The sequence below is a fragment of the Streptomyces varsoviensis genome, from assembly GCF_000718635.1.
GTDB classification, from domain to species: Bacteria; Actinomycetota; Actinomycetes; order Streptomycetales; family Streptomycetaceae; genus Streptomyces; species Streptomyces varsoviensis.
Window position 1 is genome coordinate 1 of the sequence record NZ_JOBF01000018.1, and the last position, 21,038, is coordinate 21,038.

15 protein-coding genes and 1 pseudogene are annotated in these 21,038 nt (G+C 73.9%); 10 read left to right on the forward strand and 6 right to left on the reverse strand.

Features of this window, described 5'->3' with window-relative positions; genetic code table 11:
- The 6 genes and pseudogenes from IF55_RS24410 to IF55_RS24435 form a co-directional block, all read left to right on the forward strand.
- A pseudogene (locus IF55_RS24410) lies at positions 1–118 on the forward strand (metal-sulfur cluster biosynthetic enzyme); the annotation flags it as partial.
- Positions 119–293: 175 nt separating this feature from the next.
- Positions 294–617, forward strand: a complete 324-nt coding sequence (locus tag IF55_RS24415; RefSeq protein WP_030892585.1) for a DMT family transporter — start codon at positions 294–296, stop codon at positions 615–617.
- A complete protein-coding gene (locus tag IF55_RS24420) occupies positions 617–1,162 on the forward strand; it encodes a TetR/AcrR family transcriptional regulator (RefSeq protein ID WP_030892588.1) in 546 nt (181 codons plus the stop codon). Before IF55_RS24415 ends, IF55_RS24420 begins: the two co-directional genes overlap by 1 nt.
- Positions 1,163–1,292: 130 nt before the next feature.
- Complete coding sequence (gene dapD / locus IF55_RS24425; protein ID WP_030892590.1) at positions 1,293–2,282, forward strand: 2,3,4,5-tetrahydropyridine-2,6-dicarboxylate N-succinyltransferase; 990 nt, start codon at positions 1,293–1,295, stop codon at positions 2,280–2,282.
- Between the two features lie 207 nt (positions 2,283–2,489).
- Entirely contained in the window at positions 2,490–2,699 is a 210-nt protein-coding gene (locus IF55_RS24430; protein ID WP_030892593.1) for a hypothetical protein, read from the forward strand.
- The gene (locus tag IF55_RS24435) at positions 2,696–3,370 is read left to right on the forward strand and encodes a hypothetical protein (RefSeq protein ID WP_030892596.1); all 675 of its coding nucleotides are present in this window, start codon (positions 2,696–2,698) and stop codon (positions 3,368–3,370) included. The genes IF55_RS24430 and IF55_RS24435 overlap by 4 nt, the downstream gene beginning before the upstream one ends.
- Before the next feature lie 686 nt (positions 3,371–4,056).
- On the opposite strand, the gene IF55_RS24440 is transcribed toward IF55_RS24435, so the two are convergent.
- The 3 genes from IF55_RS24440 to IF55_RS39520 form a co-directional block, all read right to left on the reverse strand.
- Positions 4,057–5,508, reverse strand: coding sequence for a lanthionine synthetase C family protein (locus IF55_RS24440; protein WP_157854611.1), 1,452 nt, complete (start codon positions 5,506–5,508; stop codon positions 4,057–4,059).
- 5 nt (positions 5,509–5,513) lie between these two features.
- A complete protein-coding gene (locus tag IF55_RS24445) occupies positions 5,514–8,801 on the reverse strand; it encodes a lantibiotic dehydratase (RefSeq protein WP_078645135.1) in 3,288 nt (1,095 codons plus the stop codon).
- A gap of 103 nt (positions 8,802–8,904) precedes the next feature.
- Positions 8,905–9,072, reverse strand: a complete 168-nt coding sequence (locus IF55_RS39520) for a hypothetical protein (protein WP_157854614.1) — start codon at positions 9,070–9,072, stop codon at positions 8,905–8,907.
- A 364-nt stretch (positions 9,073–9,436) separates the two neighbouring features.
- Between IF55_RS39520 and IF55_RS24450 the strand changes: the two genes are divergently transcribed.
- The gene (locus IF55_RS24450) at positions 9,437–11,335 is read left to right on the forward strand and encodes an ATP-binding cassette domain-containing protein (RefSeq protein ID WP_030892602.1); all 1,899 of its coding nucleotides are present in this window, start codon (positions 9,437–9,439) and stop codon (positions 11,333–11,335) included.
- Between the two features lie 122 nt (positions 11,336–11,457).
- On the opposite strand, the gene IF55_RS24455 is transcribed toward IF55_RS24450, so the two are convergent.
- A complete protein-coding gene (locus tag IF55_RS24455) occupies positions 11,458–13,416 on the reverse strand; it encodes an endonuclease/exonuclease/phosphatase family protein (protein WP_030892605.1) in 1,959 nt (652 codons plus the stop codon).
- 443 nt (positions 13,417–13,859) lie between these two features.
- On the opposite strand from IF55_RS24455, the gene IF55_RS24460 reads away from it, so the two are divergent.
- On the forward strand, positions 13,860–15,359 hold the full coding sequence (locus IF55_RS24460; RefSeq protein ID WP_030892606.1) for a hypothetical protein: 1,500 nt from the start codon (positions 13,860–13,862) through the stop codon (positions 15,357–15,359).
- 342 nt (positions 15,360–15,701) lie between these two features.
- Here IF55_RS24460 and IF55_RS24465 read toward each other — a convergent pair whose 3' ends face one another.
- Positions 15,702–16,151 carry a hypothetical protein gene (locus IF55_RS24465; RefSeq protein ID WP_030892609.1) on the reverse strand — a complete coding sequence of 150 codons (450 nt, stop codon included), beginning with the start codon at positions 16,149–16,151 and terminating at the stop codon, positions 15,702–15,704.
- A gap of 14 nt (positions 16,152–16,165) precedes the next feature.
- Complete coding sequence (locus IF55_RS24470) at positions 16,166–17,332, reverse strand: S1 family peptidase (RefSeq protein ID WP_245661388.1); 1,167 nt, start codon at positions 17,330–17,332, stop codon at positions 16,166–16,168.
- A 645-nt stretch (positions 17,333–17,977) separates the two neighbouring features.
- On the opposite strand from IF55_RS24470, the gene IF55_RS24475 reads away from it, so the two are divergent.
- Both IF55_RS24475 and IF55_RS24480 read left to right on the forward strand, forming a co-directional pair.
- Positions 17,978–19,579: an alkaline phosphatase PhoX gene (locus IF55_RS24475; protein ID WP_106980473.1), complete on the forward strand. Its 1,602-nt coding sequence runs from the start codon at positions 17,978–17,980 to the stop codon at positions 19,577–19,579.
- A gap of 78 nt (positions 19,580–19,657) precedes the next feature.
- A complete protein-coding gene (locus IF55_RS24480) occupies positions 19,658–20,677 on the forward strand; it encodes an MsnO8 family LLM class oxidoreductase (protein WP_030892615.1) in 1,020 nt (339 codons plus the stop codon).
- Positions 20,678–21,038 lie beyond the last annotated feature (361 nt).

The window sequence follows — 21,038 nt, forward strand, 5'->3', positions numbered from 1 at the left end:
CACCGAAGGCATCGTGAGCGAGCTGCGCATCAACTGGGTCTGGATGCCCCCGTGGGGCCCCGACAAAATCACCGACGACGGCCGCGAACAACTCCGCGCACTGGGCTTCAACGTCTGACCCGACGCCGGCCCGGCTGATCACAGCCGCACGTCACCACCGCGCGCAGCCCGCCCCTGACCCCGGTCAGAAGGCGGGCTGCCGCTGTGTGGGGAGATGCGGTGCCGTAGCCGTCGTCCGCCGTCGCCGGGACCGGTGTGTACGGTCGTACGTAACGGTGTGTACGCTCGTACGCATGCCATATGTGATGCTGGCCGGCGCGATCCTCTCCGAGGTTCTGGCGACGACGGCCATGAAGTACAGCCACGGGTTCAGCAAGCTGTGGCCGTCGCTCGGCACCGCGGGGGGCTACCTGCTCGCGTTCGTGCTGCTCGCGCAGACGCTGAAGAGCATGGAGGTCGGGACCGTCTACGCCATCTGGTCGGCGGCCGGGACCGCCGTCATCGCGGCGATCGGGATGGTCTTCCTCGGCGAGGCCGCCACCGCCGCCAAGATGCTGGGCATCGGCCTGATCATCGCCGGGGTCGTCGTGCTCAACCTCGGCGGGGCCTCCCACTGATGGCTCGCCGCTACGATCCGGACCGGCGGCAGCGCATCGTGGACGCCGCGATCAGCGTGGTCTCCGAGCGGGGGATCGACGGGCTCAGCCACCGCAGCGTCGCCGCCGCCGCGGACGTGCCGCTCGGCTCCACCACGTACCACTTCGCGACCCTCGACGATCTGCTGATCGCCGCGCTGCAGCAGGTCAACAGCGGGCCGACGACCTCCGTCGCGAGCTGGGAACGCCACCTCGACCCGGCGGAGCCGCTTGTGGACGGGCTGGTCCGGCTGCTGGAGCACTGCGTGGCCACCACGGGCGACCGCAGCCGCGTGCGGCTGGAGTACGACCTCTACCTCGCCGCGCTGCGCCGCGAGCGGCTGCAGCCCATCGCGGCGGCCTGGCTGGACGAGATGGTCGAGATGTTCACCCGCTACACCAAGGACGAGGCCACCGCGCGGACGCTCGTCGCGCTGATCGACGGGCTGCTGCTCCAGCTCCTCCTCACCGGCCGCCCCTTCGACCGGGAGCAGGTGCGGGCGACCCTGTCGCGCGTCATCGGCTGAGGCTGAGGCTGAGACGGAACGCACGCCTCCGTGCACGTCGGGCCCCTGGGGGCTGGTGGTGCGGCCGGTACTGGAGCCGGGCGCCGGGAGCGGTTCGCTTCGACGGGCCGTGTCCGGTTATTTTTCGGTCATGACCGATGCTGCTGCCCCCCGTACCACCGGCGCCGTCGCCGCCGGCCTCGCCACCATCACCGAGGACGGCACCGTCCTCGACACCTGGTTCCCGGCGCCCGAGCTGACCGCCGACCCCGGCCCGTCCGGCACCGAGCGGCTGACCGCCGAGCGCGCCGCCGAACTGCTGGGCGACGCCGCCCCCAAGGCCCTGGGCCCCGACCCCCGCCGCGGCGTGGAGGTCGTGGCCGTCCGTACGGTCATCGCCTCCCTCGACGAGAAGCCGATCGACACGCACGACGTCTATCTGCGCCTGCACCTCCTCTCGCACCGGCTGGTGCGCCCGCACGGCCAGAGCCTCGACGGCATCTTCGGCCTGCTCGCCAACGTCGCCTGGACCTCGCTGGGCCCCGTCGCCGTGGACCGGCTGGAGACGGTGCGCCTGAACGCCCGCGCCGAGGGGCTGCACCTCGCGGTCACCAGCGTCGACAAGTTCCCGCGCATGACCGACTACGTGGCCCCGGCCGGCGTGCGCATCGCCGACGCCGACCGCGTCCGCCTCGGCGCGCACCTCGCCTCCGGCACCACCGTGATGCACGAGGGCTTCGTCAACTTCAACGCCGGCACACTCGGCGCCTCCATGGTCGAGGGCCGGATCAGCGCGGGCGTCGTCGTCGGCGACGGCTCCGACATCGGCGGCGGCGCGTCGATCATGGGCACCCTGTCCGGCGGCGGAAAGCAGATCATCTCGATCGGCGAGCGCTGCCTGCTGGGCGCCGAGGCCGGCATCGGCATCGCCCTGGGCGACGACTGCATCGTCGAGGCCGGGCTGTACGTGACCGCGGGCACCCGCGTCACGCTGCCGGACGGCGAGGTCAGCAAGGCGCTGGACCTCTCCGGCGTGAACAACCTCCTCTTCCGCCGCAACTCGACCTCCGGTCGGGTGGAGGCCCTGCCGCGCTCCGGCTCCTGGGGCGGCCTCAACGAGGCGCTGCACAGCAACGACTGATCAGCCGGGCCCTGGTACGGGCCCTGGCCCGGTCGGGGAGCGCGCCGCGCGGCCGTACGACGGAAACGCCCGTCGTACGGCCGCGCTGCCGTGTGTCGTGTCCGGCCCGGGGGTTCGGGTGTCCGGGATGCACTGGTGTCAATTCCCGCCCCCTTGAGCCACCATGGGGAGGTTCGCTGTCCATCGCAGTGGTCAGGGGAGGACGCCATGAGGCTGGGCAAACCGCTCGCCGTCGGCTTCGCCGAGGAGCGCGAGCAGCCGGAGCACGAGCCGACGACCGCGTCGGGGGCCGCCGCCGCGGATGCCGGGGCCGAGACCGCGGTCGACCCCGCAGCCGAGACCGCGGTCGAGGCCGCGGTCGAGGCCGGCGACCGGGGTGCGGTGGCCGCCGGGGCCGAGGCGACGGCGCCGCGATGAGGCTGCGGCTCCCGGAGGAACACCCGACGGAGCCGCCGACCGGCTACAAGATCGCCTACCCGGTGCTGTCCCATAACGGCCGCCGGGCGGGCTTCACCGGCGTCTCCCTCGGCGGCGGCCTGCCGTACGGCGTACTGGACGACGCGCGCTGCGTCTACGGGCGCCGCCACCGCTGCCCCTCCCGCCGCTGCGACTGCGGCTTCCACTGCCTGCACTCCCGCGACGAGGCCCTCGGCCTGACCTGCCTCACCGAGCACCGCCGGGCCGTCGTCCTGGAGATCACCGTGCTCGGCTCGTACATCCGCTACGAGCGTGGGATGCGCTACGCCCGTCAGCGCGTCCGTATCGCCCGCGTCGGCCCCTGCTCCTGCGGCCGCGCCTCCGACCGGTTCGCCGACGCCGGCTGGGGGCGGGCCGGCTGGCGGACCGTGACGGGCAGTTGCGCGGGCTGCGCCGCGGACCGGATGAGCATCTCCTTTCCCGGCTTCGCGCGGCTGGCGGGGGAGCGGCTGACCGTCTCCGCGGCGCCCGGAACCGCCGCGGCCGCGCCCCCGCGGCCCGAAGCGGGCGGCACGGTCCCCGAACTCGTCGCCGAGGCCGCGCTGTTGCAGGCCCGGCTCGACTGGTTCCAGAGCGAGCTGGCCAAGGTCATCGACCGCGACGAGCCCTGAGCCGGTCGCCCCGGCGACGGCCTGCGGGCCGACTTGTCGACACCCACGAGCCGGCCCGGCGGGTGACCTGTGCCGGTCCGGCGGGTGACCTGTGCCGGTCCGGCGGGTGACCTGTGCCGGTCCGGCGGGTGACCTGGGCCGGTCCGGCGGGTGACCCGGGCCGGTTCGGCGAGGCTCCGCGAGTCGCCTCGGTGGCGTGGCGTCCGTGCTGGCTCGGCGCTGCTCGGTGGGCCGGTTCGGCGAGGCTCTGCGAGGCGCCCCGGTGGCGCGGTGTTCGAGCTGACTCGGCGCTGTTCAGTGGGCCGGTTCGGCGAGCCTCTACGAGGCGCTCCGGTGGTGTGGCGTCCGCGCTGGCTCGGCGCTGCTCGGTGGGCCGGTTCGGCGAGGCTCCGCGAGTCGCCTCGGTGGTGCGGCGTCCGCGCTGACTGGGCGCTGCTCGGTGGGCCGGTTCGGCGAGGCTCTGCGAGGCGCTCCGGTGGTGCGGCGTCCGCGCTGACTCGACGCCGCTCCGTGCGCCGGCTCGGCGGCGCTTCCCGAGCCGGGCCGGCGCGGCCCAGGATCGGCCCGGCGGCGGCCCGCGGCGCTTCCCGAGCTGGGCCGGCGAGGCCCGGGATCGGCCCGGCGCCGGTTCGGCGACGCTTCCCGAGCCGGGCCGGCGAGGCCCCGAAGCGGCCCGGCGGTGGCCCTTATGCCAGCAGCAGCGCGGCGTCCCACGGTGTGCGGGGGGCGCCGCCCGATGCGTAGGTGTGCAGGCTGAGGGCGATCCCCGCCGTGCCTTCGAGGAAGCCCGCCCGGTGGGGCGCCCAGAGGCCGGGCGGGGTGTCCGCGTAGCGGTAGCCGAGCGGCAGGGCCGGGTTGTAGGCCGCGAGCACCCGCTCCGCGAGGTGCGGCAACCGTGCCAGCAGCCGCTCGTCCCGGCTGTCCCGCGCCATCCGGCAGGCGATCTGCAGCAGCCCCGACCAGCCGTGGCACAGCCCGCAGTCCACCACGGCCTGCGGGCCGTCCAGGCAAGAGGTCAGCGCGTCGACCGCGGTCCGGCGCCAGTCGTCGCGGCCCCAGGCGCGCCCCGCCAGATGCACGGTGTGGGCCACGCCCGGTGTGCCGTAGCACCAGGCGGAACGGCCGCACGCCGGGCCGGGCCGGACCCCGGCGATCTCGTCGTCCCAGCTCACGGCGGCGGACCAGCTCAGGTCGGCCGACTGCTTGCCGAGCAGCCAGTCGACGATCCGGGTCGCCGCCTCCCGCTGGCCGGGCACGGAGACGCCCGCCTCCTCGGCGAGCGCGAACAGCGCCAAGGGCCCGCAAATGCCGTGCGCCAGGCCCAGGTTGAAGTGGCCGCGCGGGAAATGCGCCTCCTGACCGAGGCCGGGGGCGCCGGGCACCCACCAGCCGGGCACCGTGTGCCCGAGGTGCCGCACCGGCTCCGTGAGCCGGACCAGATACGCCAGCGTGTCCGTGAGCGCGTCCCGATGCCGGTCCGCGCGCAGCAGCAGATACCGGCCGATCCCCGCGAGGCCGAGGATCAGGTCGTAGACGTCCATGCTCGCGCCGGCGCGGCGCGCGGCCAACCGCTCGTCCTCCGCCGCGAGCAACTGCCGTACCCGAGCCTCGATTCGGGAGTCGAGCCGGTCCAGCAGGGTGGCGTAGTCCCCGGGGCCGCGACGGGCCGCGCAGGCGGCGAGCGCCAGCGAAGGGGCGCCGACATAGAGCCCCGCGCCGTGGTTCGCCGACAGCGCACGGGCGGCGAGGGCCAGATGCGCGTGCGCGTGGGCGCGGTGCCGGGGGTCGTCCTGGGCGAGCTCGGCGAAGAGCAGGGCCACGCCGGGGTGGCCCTCGGCCAGGGTCACCCCGCCCCAGGGGTGCACCGGGTCGCGGCCCGGCGGCCGGTCCACGTTCCCCTCCGCGGTCGCGACGGCCACGACCGCGTCCGGGTCCGCGAGCCGCCCGGCCAGCTCGGCCACGACCGAGGCCGCGCGGGCGGCCGTCGCGCGATCGGCTCGGGGCGGGTCGTCGGCCTGCGGTCCGCCGCTCGCCCCTCGATCCGCTGCCTCGGCCGCCCTACCTGCCTTGCTCGCCTCGGCCGACCCACGCGGCCCGTCCGCCTCCGCCGCCTCATCGGCCGGGCGCTGTGTGCTCACGGGGTTCATCCGTTGTGCCTCCGGCGGTCTCGGTGGGCCTGGACGGCGCCGCGCGCGATGGCGTACGTGGCCTGCTCGCCTTCGCGGTCGATGCCGATCAGCCGGTTGTGATGCATATGGAACAGCGAGTTCAGGATCTGCGGCGGCGGCGCCCACGGCGGCGACAGGCGGCGCAGGACGCGCCCGTACTCCGCGACGGCCGGGGCCCGCCGGGCGAAGGCCGCCAGCACCGCCTCGCCGCCCGGGCGTTCGCGCAGCGAGGCCCAGTCGCCGTACGGATCGATGAGCGCGACCGCGTCCCGGCGGCGCTTGCGAAAGACGCGGTACGCGGCACTGGCGCCGTGCTTCGCGTAGCTGCCGAGCAGCCAGCGCACCCACTGGGGCTCGCCGTCCGGCGTGGGGGAGCCGGCGTCGTCCGGCCAGAACGCCCTGATCAGATCGACATAGTTGGCCGCGGCGAGCAGCAGCGGATCGACGGTGAGGCGGCCGGTGTCCAGCAGCCTGAGCTGCTCCAGGACGGCGAGGCTGTCCGCGTGGAAGGCGCGCTCGGCGGCGTCGATCGCCTCCGCGCCGCCGTACCGCTCGGCCTCCGGATCGTACGTGTCCAGGATCAGCCTTCTGGCCAGCCCCGAGGCGCGCAGCCCGGCGACCCACTCATTGAGCCGCGGCAGCCCCTGCGCCGTCAGGACGCCGGGGTCTCCATGGAGCCGCAGGCGCAACTGCGGCTGTTCCTGGTCGCGGTAGCGCAGGAAGAACCAGCGGTCGATGCCCTCGGGCGGCAGGGAGTGCAGCAGCGACGGCAGCTCCGTGGCGATCAGCTCGTCCTGGCGCTCGGCGGCGCAGTACACGGACGCGTACAGCCACTCGCCGCCCGGCAGGTGCTCGGCGGGGGCGGGGCGCGGCGGCGAGAGCCGGTCGCGGGGCCGCGTGGTCGCGGCGGGCCGGGCGGGGCGGGGCCCGTACCGCGTGACCATGGGGAAGACGACCTCGTTGCGGTGCGTGCCCAGCGGGCCGGTCAGCCAGCCGGCGTCCTGCTCCGCTCCGGCCTCCACCTCGTACAGCTCGGCGCCCGGCCGGCGGCCGAGCTCGCGGCGGAGCAGCCGCAGGTGCTGGGGCCGGGTGAGGTCCAGTTCGAGGCGTTGGTCGGAGAACGAGAGGCAGACCCTCTCGGGGACCCGCCACCGCGACCGCCACTCGGCGACGGCCTCCGCCCACCGCTCGAAGGGGCTCTCCGCGTCGCGCACCGCCTCCGTGGCGCGCCAGCGGGCCTGCGAGAGGACCGTACGCCCGCAGCGGACCCTCGGCAGGAACGGCAGGTGCGAGGCCAGGCCCCAGTCCCACGGCCGCCAGCGGCGCACCCCGCTGAGCGAGATCTCGCGCAGGAACCGCGCGGCGTTCGGGGCCTGCCACTGGGAGTCGAGCATGTGGAACGCGGTGGGAACCACCTCCCGGCCGCTGCGCCGGTCCACGACGAACAGCCGGCCGATGTCCGCACCCACGGCGAGATCCGCCAGGTCCAGATGGCCGGGGGCGGCCGGGTCCGCGTACACCGCGACCGGCACCTTGCGCTCCAGCCACTGCGGGACCTGCGAGACATTGCCGCTGCGGGAGTGCGAGGTCTGGTACGTGAGCTGGGCGGGCAGGGCCTCCGGGTTCGGATGGCCCACGGAGCGGGCGAGCGCGGCGAGGGCAGCCCGGGTCTCGTCGGGCAGCAGATACGCGAACCTGCCGAACATGCCCCCGGCGGTCTGCGAGCCCGCCGTCACCACCAGCCGGAAGTCACCGGCCTGCAGGGCGGCGGGGGAGTCGGCGAGGAGCTTGGTCCACAGCTCCAGCGACGCGGGCGGGGTGCCCTCGGACCGCGACAGCGCGCGGATCACGGGATCGGCGCCGTCGTCCGCCAGCACCACCTCGGCCGCCCCCGCCAGCAGCGACCCCTGGGCCAGCTCGGTGAGCAGCCGGTCCCGCCCGGTCTCGGTGACGCCCTCCGGCCGCGGGAACCGGTGGCTCGGCGGCATGTTGTACCCCGCGGGCGCGCCCAGCCCGATGTCGGGGTCGAGCAGCTCCTTCACGGGCACCAGCCGGTCCGTGCTGTACCGCTCCAGGAACTCCTCGTGGTAGCGGCGCAGATGCGCGGGGCCGCGCTCCTCGGGCGCCAGCCGCCACAGCAGCCGCGCGGCCCGCTCCGCCTCGGCGGCCACCTCGCGGGGCAGCGTCACATCGGCGTCCAGCGCCAGGTCCACCTGGACGAGGCGCTCGGCCGGACGCAGCCGCGCCATCCGGCCGGTGACGGCCCGCCAGGCCGCGAGCCCCCGGCCGGGCTCCTGGCGGGCGTAGTCCCCCAACGCGTCGCGCACGGAGAGCAGTTCGGCCAGCTCCGGCACGGCCGAGGCGTCCGGCAGCGCCCCGAGGACGTCCAGTACGTGGCCGAGCGGATCGGTGGCCTCCAGCGGCGGCCGCGCCTCGGTGAGCAGGATGTCCTTCTCCACCAACTGCGTCAGCATCCGCCGGACGGCTTCCGCCGACGCGCCGGGGAAGGAGGCGAGGAGCTGCCGCTCCAGCTCGCTGAAGCGGACCGGCCCGCGGGCCCGCTCCGTCACCAGGCGCAGCGCCGGCGTGTGGCGCACGCTGACCTCGTGCACGGTGCGGTGCGACTGCGGCTGGCCGGCGGCGTGCGGCAGGTAGGGCAGTACGAGCCGCCGGCCGCGCACGAAGCAGAGGTTGTTGAGGGTGACGCGCAACTGGCGCAGCAGCTCCGGCCGCCGCTCCCAGTCGGTCAGCAGCGCCGTGAGCCACTGCCGGTCCGGGCGCACCGCCCGGCGGTGCTCCGTGCCGAACCGGACCTTCGCCGCCTCGCCGCCCCCCTCGGCGAACGTCGCCGTGGCGACCCCGGCCATCAGCCCGAAGGGCGTACAGCGGGCGGCCATCCGCAGCCGGTAGCCGGTCAGCGCCCGTGCGGCGCGCCGCAGCTCCGCGATGCTCGGCGGCGGTGGCGACGGCGGCCCCGGTGCCGGCCTCGATGCCGGCGTCGGGGCGTCGGACCGGCTGCCGTCGGGCCGGTCGAGGGCCGCGATGCGGTCGAGTACGCGGCCCAGGGACGAGCTGGAGACGCTGACGGCCTCCCGGAGGAGGGGTTCCGCGGCGGCGCGGCGCAGGTAGTCGATGAGGCGGTCGGCCTCGTCGGGGGCGCCCTCCGCCACGTCCGGGCAGGTGTCCAGCGCCCGGTGCGCGGGGTGGACCGGCGCGCGCAGCATCGCGAAGTCCGCACAGGCGAAAAATGGTTTGGCGTTCATGCCCGTTCTTCTCCGATCTGCCCAGTCACGCGTGCCGACGCTGAACGTCCGAGCGCGGGCGCCCCTCCCGCCGGCCTGGAAGGGGCGCCCGCGGCCACATGGATCAGTGGCAGCCCGTCTCAGGACAGGTGATGAAGGTGCAGCCGCAGCGGGTGCAGTTGGAGGTGGGCGAGATCATGACGCCGCCATCGGGCGCGACGCCGTCGATCTCGCGGACATCGAGGTCGAAGATGTCCTCGGCGGCTTCGAGCGTGGCGGTTGCGATGGGCATGGAAATACCTGCCTTCCGGTGAGTTTTTCGATCCCGATAGCGGAACGTTTGAAGCTTCCGCTTGATTTCCACGGTGGAGCCGCGATGTGTATTCGCGCAAGGGTGATCCGACGGTAATTACTCATGTGAGTGATTAATACGACTGGCTGAAAAGAGTTGGCGAAAAAACGCAGGTGACAAGGGTGGCGGACCCTGGCGGGTCAAGCCGACCGCTGAATCGATTCACTGATGCCTCGTCAAAAGAATCCGGCGAAAAACGCCGCCCGCCGAGGGTTGGGATATCCCGGGACGGGGATAATTGGGCGACTCAACCGGAACAACCGGACTCTACAGGTAACCATTTCCGTTTTAAGGAATGTGCCGCATGTCAAAGGATTCGGGTCCGCCGTCGAGTGAGGACGTACTCTTCGGCGGGCGGTTGAAGTACGCCGCCGCCGGCCACGAGATGGCCCGGCTACGCGTGTCGTTCCTCGCGATGGCCCGCCGACTGCCCACCCTCGTCGCCGACACCACGCGGCTCGGCTGGGCCGCCGACCGTACGGCCCTGATCGCCGTCGCCCTGGCCGAGGCCGGGCAGGGCGTCGCCAACGCGGCCGGACTGCTCGCCACCAACCAGGTGCTGCTGCGCCTGTTCGCCGCCGTCCCCGCCCCCGACCGCGTCTACCACGCCCTGCCCTCGCTGGCCCTCGTCGCCGCCGCGAGCGCCTTCACGGCCGTACTCGCCGCCGTCTCCCTCGCCGCCACCGGCCGCCTCGAACCGAAGGTCGAGCGCACCGCCACCGCCCAGCTCCTGCGCCGCGTGATCCGCGTCGAACTCACCGCCGTCGAGGATCCGGCCTTCCGGCGGCTCGTCGACTCCGCCGAGCTGGGGGCGATGGCGGCGCGCCGGATGGTCTCCCACAGCGTCGGCGTGATCAACGCCGTGATCTCGCTCGGCTCCTCGGCCGTCGTGCTGGCCCTGCTGCACCCGGCGCTCCTGCCGCTCCTCGGCCTCATCGCGGTGCCCAAGGGATGGGGCACCGTACGGTCGGCGCGCCGCTCGTACCTCTCCCTCCAGGCGTGGCTCGACCACACTCGCCAGCAGAACCTGCTGGCCACACTCCTGTCCCAGCGGGAATCGGCCCGCGAGGTGCGGGTGCACGCCGCCGGCCAGTACCTCCTCGACCACTTCGAGCGCATGACGGAGAGCTCCGGCCGCGAGCAGACCCGGCTCGCGCACGCCCAGGCGGCGACCTCCCTCGCGGCGAGCGCCCTGGCCGGCATCGCGACCGCCCTCACCTATGCCGCGCTCGCCATGCTGCTCGTCCGCGAGGCGGTGCCGCTGGCGGCCGCCGGCACCGCCGTCCTCGCCATCCGCAACGGCACCGCCAACCTCCGGCTCATGATCGGCCAGGTCAACCACCTCTACGAGCAGTCGCTGTTCTTCCTCGACCTGCGCCGCGCCGTCAAGGAGGCCGAGCGCCACGCCATCCCCCCGGGCGGCGCGCCCCCGCCGTACCCGGCCGAACGGATCGTCTTCACGGACGTCGGCTACACCTACCCCGGCGCGGAGCGGCCCGCGCTCGAAAAAGTGAACCTCACGATCCGGCGCGGCCAGATCGTAGCCCTCGTCGGCGAGAACGGCTCCGGCAAGACGACCCTCGCCAAGCTCCTCAGCGGCCTGTGCCTGCCCACGGCCGGGACCATCCACTGGGACGGCGTGGAGGTCTCCGAAGCCGACCGGGAACAGATCTTCCAGCAGGTCGCCCTGGTCGACCAGGACTTCATGCGCTGGCCGTTCACCGTGCACACCAACATCGGCATCGGCCAGCCGTGGCGCGCCGCGGACCGGGAGGGCGTCGAGCGGTCCACCGCGCACGCCGGGGCGCGGCGGCTCGTGGACGGGCTCCCGCAGGGCTTCGACACCCTGGTGGCGCGGGAGTTCAGCGGCGGCGTCGAGCTGTCCGGCGGGCAGTGGCAGCGACTGGCCATCGCCCGCGCCCACTTCCGCGACGCGCCCCTGCTCATCTGCGACGAACCGACCGCCGCGCTCGACGCGCGGGCCGAGATCGAGGCGTTCGAGCAGATCCGCGCGCTGGCCGACGCCGGGCACACGATCGTGCTCATCACCCACCGGCTGGCCTCCGTGCGCCACGCGGACGTCGTCCACGTGCTGCGCGAAGGCCGGCTCGTCGAACAGGGGCCGCCCGCCGAACTGCTGCATTCAGGCGGCTGCTTCGCCGATCTGCACTCCTTGCAGGCGGCCCAGTATCTGAAGATCTGACGGTTCGGAACCTGGGGCTTTCGCGGTCCGGAGCTTGGAACTCTCGCGGCTCAGAACACTGAGAACGCTCAGAACATTGAGAACGCTCAGAACCTGAAGCTCGCGGTTCAGGACGCGGGTGGCTAGCGGTCCCGTACCCGCAGTCGCAGGACCTGCGGGTCGTGGTCGCTCGCCTGGTCGGCGAACTCGGCGTTGATGTGCACGATGTCGTAGTCCACCCGGCGCAGGTGACGGCTGGTCAGCATGTGGTCGAGGACCTGGGAGTTGCCCTGGTACACATAGCCGTACCGTTCCTGCTTCGGCAGCCGCCCGACCTGGTCCGTCAGGACGCCGCCCGCGGTGAGCGCCTTCAGCGCGGGCGAGAACTGGTAGTCGTTCAGGTCACCCGCGACGATCACATCGGCGCGCGGGTCGGCCGTCACCAGCTCCTTGACGAAGGCGTTCACGGCCTTGGCCTGGCCCAGCCGCTGCGTCTCCGACGTACGGGCCGGCGGCTGGAAGCGGCTGTCGACGCCCTGGTCGCCGCCCTTGGAGTTGAAGTGATTGGCGACGACGAACACCGGCCGGCCGCGGAAGGAGAACTGCCCGGCGAGCGGCTTGCGGCTGTCGCGCCACGCCGGGTCGGCGGGGGCGACGCGGCCCGGCGAGGCGGACAGGGCCGTGGCGCCGCCGCGCCCCACGACCTTCACGGGGGTGGTGGAGTCGCCGCCGGGGATGTCGGTGAAGGAGACCCGCTCGGGGTTGAAGAGGAAGGCGTTACGGATGTTGCCGCCCGGCTGCCCCCCGTCCTGGCCGTCCACGGGGTCGATCTGCCGCCACTCGTACCGCGGACCGCCGGCCGCCGCGATGGCGTCCGTGAGCTGTTCCAGCGTGCGGCCGGCGCCGACGTGCCCGCTGTCGGCGGGCCCGTCGTCGTCCTGGACCTCCTCCAGCGCCACGATGTCGGGCGCGGCGAGCCGGTCCACCAGCGCCTCCGCCAGTCGCTCGAACTTCGCGGGCGGGGTCTTGGGCGAGAGGTTCTCCACGTTGTACGTGGCCACCGCCAGCTCGTCCGCCGCCTGCGGGCGCGTCTTCTCGCGCGCCAAGCGGCGGTCGGTACGGGCGCCGAGTTCGGTGGCCGCGATGGTGTAGCCGCCGAAGTTGTCGTAGTCCAGCGGGCCCGCGGTGGTGCCGGTCAGCTCGTCGCCGACGTTCGCGGCGGGAAAGGCGGGGAAGGCGGGGAAGGCGGGGAAGGCTGAGGAGGGGTGCTGGGCGAGGGGGAGCAGCGAGCCGATCTTCACCCGGCCGCTGTTCGGGTCCCGGTAGGAGGAGTACAGCGCGCCCCCGCGCGCCGTACGGGCGTGGCCCGGCTCGGCGGTGACCCACAGCTCGTGGTGGGTGCTGGTCGCGCCGACGACGGGCGCGTCGCGGACGCCGACCCGCATCCCCTCCAGCGACTCGTAGCGGTCGAGCGCGTAACGGTTCGGCCGCAGCCGGAGCCCTTCGATGGAGCCGCCCTTCGCGTCCGGCGCGTACCGGTCCGGGATGGTGGACGGCCGTAGCGGTACGGCGGCGGGCAGCGGGTTGCCCGACGACTCGACCGTCCACTCCGCCCGGGTCAGCTCCGTCACGGACTGGAGCCCGGCCGCGGCGCCGCCGGGGTAGTACTCGGTGACCGTACCGGAGACCAGCACGGAGTCGCCGGACGCGACCGCGGGGGTGGCGGACCCCGTGAACACGAAGATCGCCTCGCTGGTCGCCGGATCCCGGTCCGGACGCGGGTCCTGCACCCAGAAGCCGCGCGCCGAGCCGAAGGCCCGTACGGCCGTCACGGTGCCCGGCACACCGGTCACCCGCTGCCCGGCCAGCGGGGATATCCGGGTGCGGCCCTGGATGTCGTGGATGCGGGTACGAGCCGGGGGCGGGGCTTCGGACCGGTGGCCGGGGGACGGGGTGGCGGGGCCGGCGGTCGCGGGGGCGGTGCCCGCCGAGGGAGCGGGGGCGCTCGCGGCCGGGGGCGCGGCGAGCAGTCCGGCCGCGAGCGCGGCGGCGGCCAGCGCGGCGACGGCCGTGGGGCCGCGCAGCGGGGACCGACGGGAGATGTGGTGGCGCGTGGGCACGGGAGCCTCCGGGGCGGAGTGAGAGGTGGCGGGCGGGGCAGGAGCGGCGTGCGGGGCGTGCGGGGTGTGCGGGGGACGTGCGGGGCGTGCGGGGTGTTCGGGGGCCGGCTCGGTGTGGTGTCCGGCAGGGGCGCTGCGATGGGCGGCCGCGAGGTGCGGCAACGCGGTGCCTCCGCGGCGTACAGCGGCTTCTACGCGCGTCAATCTCGTGGGCGCGTAAGGAAGTTGTCAAGGGATTCCGGATGTACCCGCCCCGACGGCCTCGTGAACCGCGGGTGCGGCCTCCGGCGCGTACGGACCGGGCGCGGCGGCCCGTGACCGCTCCCGCCGCATCCGGAGGAAAGCGCCCCGCCGTTCCGTCTACGCTTGAGCAGCGCGTCCGGGCGAGCGGGCGCGGCCGTACCCCCGAGGAGATGAACCCCCTGATGTCCGGAGACCGTCCCACCATGCCGCCGGTGCGGCTGCACTCCGACGCGGAGCTCGCGCGGGACGCGCTGTCCGCGCCCCTCTTCGCGCGCGCCGCGAAGCTCGCCCGCTGGGCCGGGGACGGCACCCCCGTCGGAGCCGGCGGCGAGCTGCTGGCCGAGCAGCTTCGCGGCGCCGCCGAGCACCTCGGACTCCTCGCGGACGAGGACGGGCCCGGGTACGCGGCCGAGGCCTGGCAGCTCGCCCTGGACACCGGGCTGATCGAGTTCGCCGAGGACCCGGAGGCGGAGGAGTCGGACGACCCCGACCAGCCGTCCGGGGCCGCCGCCGCGGGCGAGGAACTGGCCACGCTCACCTCGGGCAGCCCCCAGGACATCCTCGACGTGTGGCTCGGCGGGCTGGAGACCGTACTGGCCGACGCCGCCGCGCCCGACCTCGCGGACATCGTCGACCAGCTCGGCGAGGGGGGCGACCTCGACCTCGACTCGCTCGACTGGAACCCCGAGGAGGAGGCCGACTTCCTCGACGGCGTGCTCGCCAACCTCTACCTGCTGACCGCCCTGGACGAGGGCGCGGCCGACCGGCCCGTACCGCTGCCGGCGCTGGCCGCTTCCATGATCGTCCCGGATGACATGGACGAACCGACCGACGACATCCTCGAAGAGGTCTCCGAGGCGATGATGCGCCTCGACGACCAGTTCCGGATGCTGGAGCCGACGGGCATCATCCAGTACCAGCCCGTCGACGAGGCGCTCATCGAGGAGGTCGACGGCGAGGGCCGCATCGCCCAGGACGGCGACGGCGACGGCGACGGTCTCGCGGAGCCGCTCGGCGAGGAGGACGTCACCCGCTACGGCATGGTCGCGCTCACCCCGCTCGGCGTCTTCGCCGTACGGGCCCGCATGCTCGACGCCGGGGTCGACGCGCCGGCCGTCGGCGACCTCGCCGACAAGGGCGCCGACGTGCTCCTCGGCGCGCTCCCCGACCACCCCGAGGGCGCCGCCCGCGCCGAGGCGGAGGCGTGGCTGGCCGGGCGCGCGCCGCTCGACGCGGCGCGCGAGCTGCTCGCCGCCGCGCGCGGGGACGACGCGTTCGCGCCGCGGCGCCGGCTCGCCTGCCAGCAGACGCTCACGCTCGTCGGCGCCGAGGCCGAGCCCGCGCTGCGCGAGGTGCTCGACGATCCGCAGCTCGGCGGGCTCGCCCGGGTCTGGCTCGCCGAGCACGGCGCCGCGGAGATCCCCGAACCGACCGAGTCGATGATCTTCTGGCTGACCGTGGACACGATCGCCGCGCAGTTGGCGGCGGAGGGGGACACGGACGAGCTGCGCGGGCTGGTGGAGGGGCTGGTCGGCCAGCACAACGGTTTCTTCGACGCCGCGTGGCGGGTGGAGCACCCGGCGACGGCGGATGTGCTGGAGGCGATGGGGAGGCTGCACCCGGACAAGAAGGTGGCCAAGGAGGCGCGTAAGGCCGCGTTCAAGGCCAGGTCTCAGGCGTAGGGGTTTTGGCGGTGCGGGGGCTCGCCCCCGCGCCGGTCGCCCTCCGGCGCCGGGCGGGCCATGTCCTCAAGCGCCGGACGGGCTTGATTGGGCCGGCGGCCCGGGCGTCCTCAAGCGCCGGACGGGCTTGATTGGGCCGGCGGCCCGGGCGTCCTCAAGCGCCGGACGGGCTGGATGTGGTGCGGGCGGGTTGGCAAGGCGCGCCTTGGGGGCGTGTCCTCAAGCGCCGGACGGGCTTGATTGGGTGCGGTTGTTCGGTGAGGCGCGGCCTGGGGGCGTGCCCTCGAACGCCGGACGGGCTTGATTGGGCCTGGAGCCCGCCCGGCGGGTGAGGGGCTGGTGTCAGCATTCGTAGCGCGTCGTGTGCTTGAAGGACGAGGACGCGCCGTCGAAGCCGTACGTGCCGCGGTAGGCCGGCGGGTTCTGGAACTCGCCGACGATGGTGATGGTGTTGGCGCACGAGCCCTGGCCGGTGCGCTTGGCGTCGAGCCTGATCTGCTGGCCGACGTAGCCGCCCGTGATGTCCCACGGCGCGCCGCAGATGCCGGAGGTGATCCGGCCGCCGCTCACCACGTGCGGGTAGGTGTTGGGGTTGTACTGCACCTCCATGGCGAAGGTCACCGCGCCGTTGTGCAGCGTCAGTTTCGCCGTCGTCATCATGGCCTCGGCCGAGACGTCCATGACCGGTGCGGCGAACGCCTCGTCCCGCGTCTTGACCTCGGCGCCCTGCGGGTTGATGAAGCGGTGCTCGGAGCGGACTTGGCCCTTCTTCTTCTGGGACGACGTTGTCATGGCTCCTCCGCCCCTCAGGCGAGCTGCTCGGAGATCTCGACGCGCAGCAGCGCGCGGACGTTCTCGATGTGGTTGATGACCGTCACGACGGACGACCCCGCGAAGAGCAGTCCGAGCGCGACATCGTCCAGCGAGGTCACCAGGGAACCGGAGTCGCCACCCGCCGAGATGTTGGTGGTGAGGATCTGGTCCTTGAACCGCGCGGTGCCCGCCGTGCCGTAGTTGACGTCGATGGTCGCGTCGACCGCCATGATCCGGCCCATGGTCAGATTGGTGGTCCGGCCCGTCTTCTTGACCAGGTCGCCGACGGCCACATTGGCCTTGCGGCGCCAGGCGCGCGGCGCGCCGCCGAAGTACTGCTGGCGCGTGGCGTCCTGGAACTCCACCTCGCCGAGCGCGCAGTCCACCACGTTGTTCTGCTGCTCCAGCGGCGTCTGCGGCGCGAACTGGATGGTGATGAACCGGTCCAGCGTCGCGATCCGGTCCGCCGGGTCCTGGCCGCCGTCGAACACGCCGGGCTGCACGATGGAGCTGCCCCGCTGCGCGCGGTTGGAGTCGGCCAGCACGTGGTTGTTGCTGAGGATGTAGAACTTGTTCGGGATGCCGAGGCCGGGCCCCGGCGGGTCGGTGGTCGCGCCCGGCAGGAAGTCGTACACGACCGAGCCCAGCGTGCCGGCCGTCACCGACACGTTCCCGACCGAGAAGCCGGACGGGCAGGGGCGCATCCTGCGCTTGAGGGTCTGCGGCTCGAAGGAGCCGAGTTCGCGGCCGATCTCCTCCAGCAGCGGCTGGGAGAGGCGCGTCAGCGACTCGGAGACGCCGCCGTCCGGGGCGTACGGACTCTCCTGCCGTCCGCCGCCCGCCATCGGGCGGCCGCTCTGGCGCTGGCGCTGGGCGGCGACGTGGCCGACGGCCACGACATCGGTCGGGGTGCCGTCGTCCATCATGTGCGGGATCAGGTCCCGCTCGGTCAGCATCGACTCCGGGACCTTCTGGGTCACGAAGACCAGGACCGCTTCCTGGCCGGTCGGCTCCCCGTCGGTCCACTTCACGCCGTGGCCGAAGCCGACGACGTTGGCGACCGGTGCCTGGGGCCGCATGAAGTCGGACATCGCCTGCTGGCGGGAGGAGTCACTGACCTGCCCGCCGGTGGGTCCTCGCATCATCTCGGGCCGGCTCACGCCGAACCACCTCTTCCCCGGTCCAGGGCCCGCGCGGGCATGCGGAAGCGCCGTGCGCGGGACCGTGTGTGCGTGGAGCCCAGCCCTGACGAGGGCGGGGGCCGGACTCGGTGGGAGCCGCGCCTGGCGCGTGCTCCTGACGGGTGATGCAGGTAAGGGACTGTTTATGGCCGGGGCGGTCGGCGGTCAAGGGGTTCTGCGGGCAATCAAGTCATTGCTGGGCAGATGCCTTTGATGACCTTCTTTGTCATGGTTTTCCGGCGGCTGCCGGGGCCGAGAGAAGGTTACGGACCGTCGAACGTCAGCGCGGAATGTCGACGTGGACGTCGCGCCCCGTTCAACCGGCGTTCGGCACGGGGCGGGAGAGTGAGCGCCGTCGCCGGCCGACCGGCCGCATCCGGTGGCCTGCCGGTGGCTTGCCGCCGGCTTGTCCGGGGCCTGTCGGCGGCCCGCTGCCCGTCTGCCACGGCGACTGCCGCCGCTCTGCCGGTTCGCCACGGCCGCCGCACTACCGGCTCGTCCGAGCCATCGCACCACCGGCTCGCCTGAGCCGCCGCACCACCGGCTCACCCGAGCCATCGCGTCACCGCGTTGCCGAGACACCGCACCACCGAGCGACAGATCCGGCCATCCCTGGAGACGAAGATGACGATCAGCCGCACCAGCACCGCCGGGCCCACCGGACCCGAAGGGCCCGTCAGCCCAATCGATCCCGTCGATCCCGTCGGCTCCACTGCCACCGCCCCTCCCGTCTCGCCCGCCCCTCCCGCCGGTCCCGTCCAACCCCTCAGCCGCCGGGAGTTCGCGAAGCGATCCGCGTGCGCCGGTACCGGGGTCGTGCTGGCCGGCAGCGCCGGTGTGCTCGCCACCGCGCCCGGCGCTCTCGCCGCGGCTGCCGGGGAGCGACACCCCGATCGTTACGGCGGGGCCCCCGGCTACGGGCCGCTCCTCCCGGACCCGGCCGGGCTGCTCGCGCTGCCCGCCGGGTTCTCGTACCGCGTCCTCACCCGCGCCGGGGTCACCAAGCTGGAGTCCGGCGAGTTCACCCCGTCCCATCACGACGGGACCGCCGCCTTCGAGGGGCGACGCGGGGTGACGCTGCTGGTCAACAATCACGAGCTGAGCGGCCCGCGCGCCAAATGGCCGTACCCGGTGCCGCTCGCCGACGGGCTCGTCTACGACCCGGCGGCCGCGGGCGGCTGCACGGTCGTGGAGGTCGGGGCTCCCGGCAGCGGGCGCCGGGGTCGCGGCCATGTCGCCGAGTGGGTCGGCATCGCGGGGACGTCCACGAACTGCGCGGGCGGCCTCACCCCCTGGGGCACCTGGCTGACCTGCGAGGAGACCGAGGACAAGGCCGGCCAGAACGGTATGACCAAGGATCATGGCTACGTCTTCGAGGTCGACCCGTACGACCGGCGGGCGGGGCGCGGTCCCCGGCCGGTCAAGGCGTTCGGGCGGTACGCGCACGAGGCAGTCGTCGTCGACCCGCGGAGCGGCCACGTCTTCCTGACCGAGGACGCCGCGGGCCCGAACGGGCTGCTCTACCGCTGGACGCCGCCGCACGGCTTCCGGCACGGGCGCGGGGGGCTGCGCCGGCTGGCCGACGAGGCGGGCGTGCTCCAGGCGTTCAAGTGCTTCGACTCCGGCGGCCGGTTCGTCGACGACCTCGCGCGCGCCACCAAGCCGGGCACGGTCTACGGCGTGGACTGGGCCGACGTGCCGGACCGCGACGCGCGGGCCGTCCCGGTGCGCAAGCAGTTCGCGGACGGCCAGGTCACGCGGGCCCGCAAGCTGGAGGGCATGTGGTGGGGCGACGGGGGCGTCTACGTCGTCTGCTCGTACGCCCGCCAGGAGAGCCCCGCGCCCCACGACGGACAGGTCTGGTTCTACGCGCCGAAGCGCCGCACCCTGACGCTCAAGGTGCGGTTCGGCGTCAACGCGCACCCGGAGCGGGAAGGGGCCTTCGACGGCCCGGACAACATCACCGTCTCGCCGTACGGAGGGCTCGTCGTCGCCGAGGACGGCGAGGGCGTGCAGCACCTGTTCGGGGCGCTGGACGACGGCCGTACGTACCCCATCGCGCGCAACGAGCTCAATGTCGGCACCGCGGAGAAGCCCGCGTACAGCGAGTTCACCGGGGTGGCCTTCTCGCCGGACGGGCGAACGCTGTTCGCCAACATTCAGGAACCCGGCATCATGCTGGCGATCACCGGCCCGTGGCGGCGCCAGGGCCGTCACCGCCAGTGATGGTGCGGCTCCTGGGCCAGCAGTCCGGCGGCAGTGTCCGTCCGGGAATCTTGAGCGCTCGCCGCTGTTGTCACAGAAGTGAACTCGGCACTCTCGGTCCTACGGACCACCCCGCTCTCCATCCTCGACCGCTCCCGCACCCGCGAGGGGCGGGAGCCGGGGGAGGCGCTGCGGGACACCGTGGCCCTCGCCGGGCTGGCCGAGGGACTGGGGTACCGCCGGTTCTGGGTGTCCGAGCACCACAGCGTGCCGGGTGTGGCCGGTTCGGCGCCCACGGTCCTCGCCGCCGCAGTGGCCGCCGCGACCTCGCGCATCCGGGTGGGCACGGGCGGCGTGATGCTGCCGAACCACCGGCCGCTGGTCGTCGCCGAACAGTTCGGCGTCCTCGAATCGCTCTTCCCCGGCCGGATCGACATGGGGCTCGGCCGGTCGGTCGGCTTCACCGACGGCATCCGGCGGGCGCTCGGCGCCGACAAGGACGCCACCCGCGACTTCGCCGCCCAGCTCGCCGAGCTGACCGGCTATTTCACCGGTGACCAGCGCGTACACCCAGAGGTACGGGCGCAGCCGGCCGAGGGGCTGCGGGTGCCGGTCTTCGTGCTGGCCAACGCGGCCGGTGCCCGGCTCGCGGCCGCCGCCGGGCTGGCCCTGGTCATCGGCGACCTCCGGGGTCCGGACCGGATGACCGAGGCGATCGAGCGGTACCGGGCGGAGTTCCGGCCGTCCCCGTGGCTGGCGGCCCCGTACGTCATCATCGCGGGCACCGTGGCCGTCGCGGAGACCACCGAGGCCGCCCGCCGGCTGCTGCTCCCCGAGGCGTTCTCGCTCGCCCGCTCCCGTACGCGCGGCGCCTTCCCGCCGCTGATGCCGGCCGAGGAGATCGAGGCGCTGGAACCGCGCATGACGGACAAGGAGCGCGAGTACTACACCTCGGCCCTGCGCGGCCAGATCCACGGCACGGAGGCAGAGGTCGCGACCGCGCTGAGCGCCGCGATCGAACGCAGCGGTGCCGACGAGGTCCTCGTCACCACCAGCACATACGACCGCGAGGCCCTTTACGACTCCTACCGCCGCCTCGCCCGCCTGACGACGGCCTGACACCTCGCCTCCGGCGGGGGTTGTGCCGGGCGCGACGGCGCGCGGCGGAGGATGCGGCTCCGGCTGCCGGCCTCCCGGGGGCGGTGCCCCGCGGGGGTCGGCCTCCGGCTACAGGGGCTCGGCACCGGCGCTCCACGACAGGGCGGCGTGGCCCTGGGGCCGGTTTCCCCGTCGCCGGCACCTGCCTTGGCGCGATCGCGCTGGGGCGGCCCACCGCCGGCGCCGGCCCTCCGGCCGTTCGGATTCGGCTCCGCCGCAGCCCCGGCAGAGCGGTTCACCGTCCGGGTCGACTGACCCTCCGGGGGCCCTCCGGCCCGGGGTGCCCGGAGCGTTCACCGGAAACTCGGCCCCGGCGCGCCCT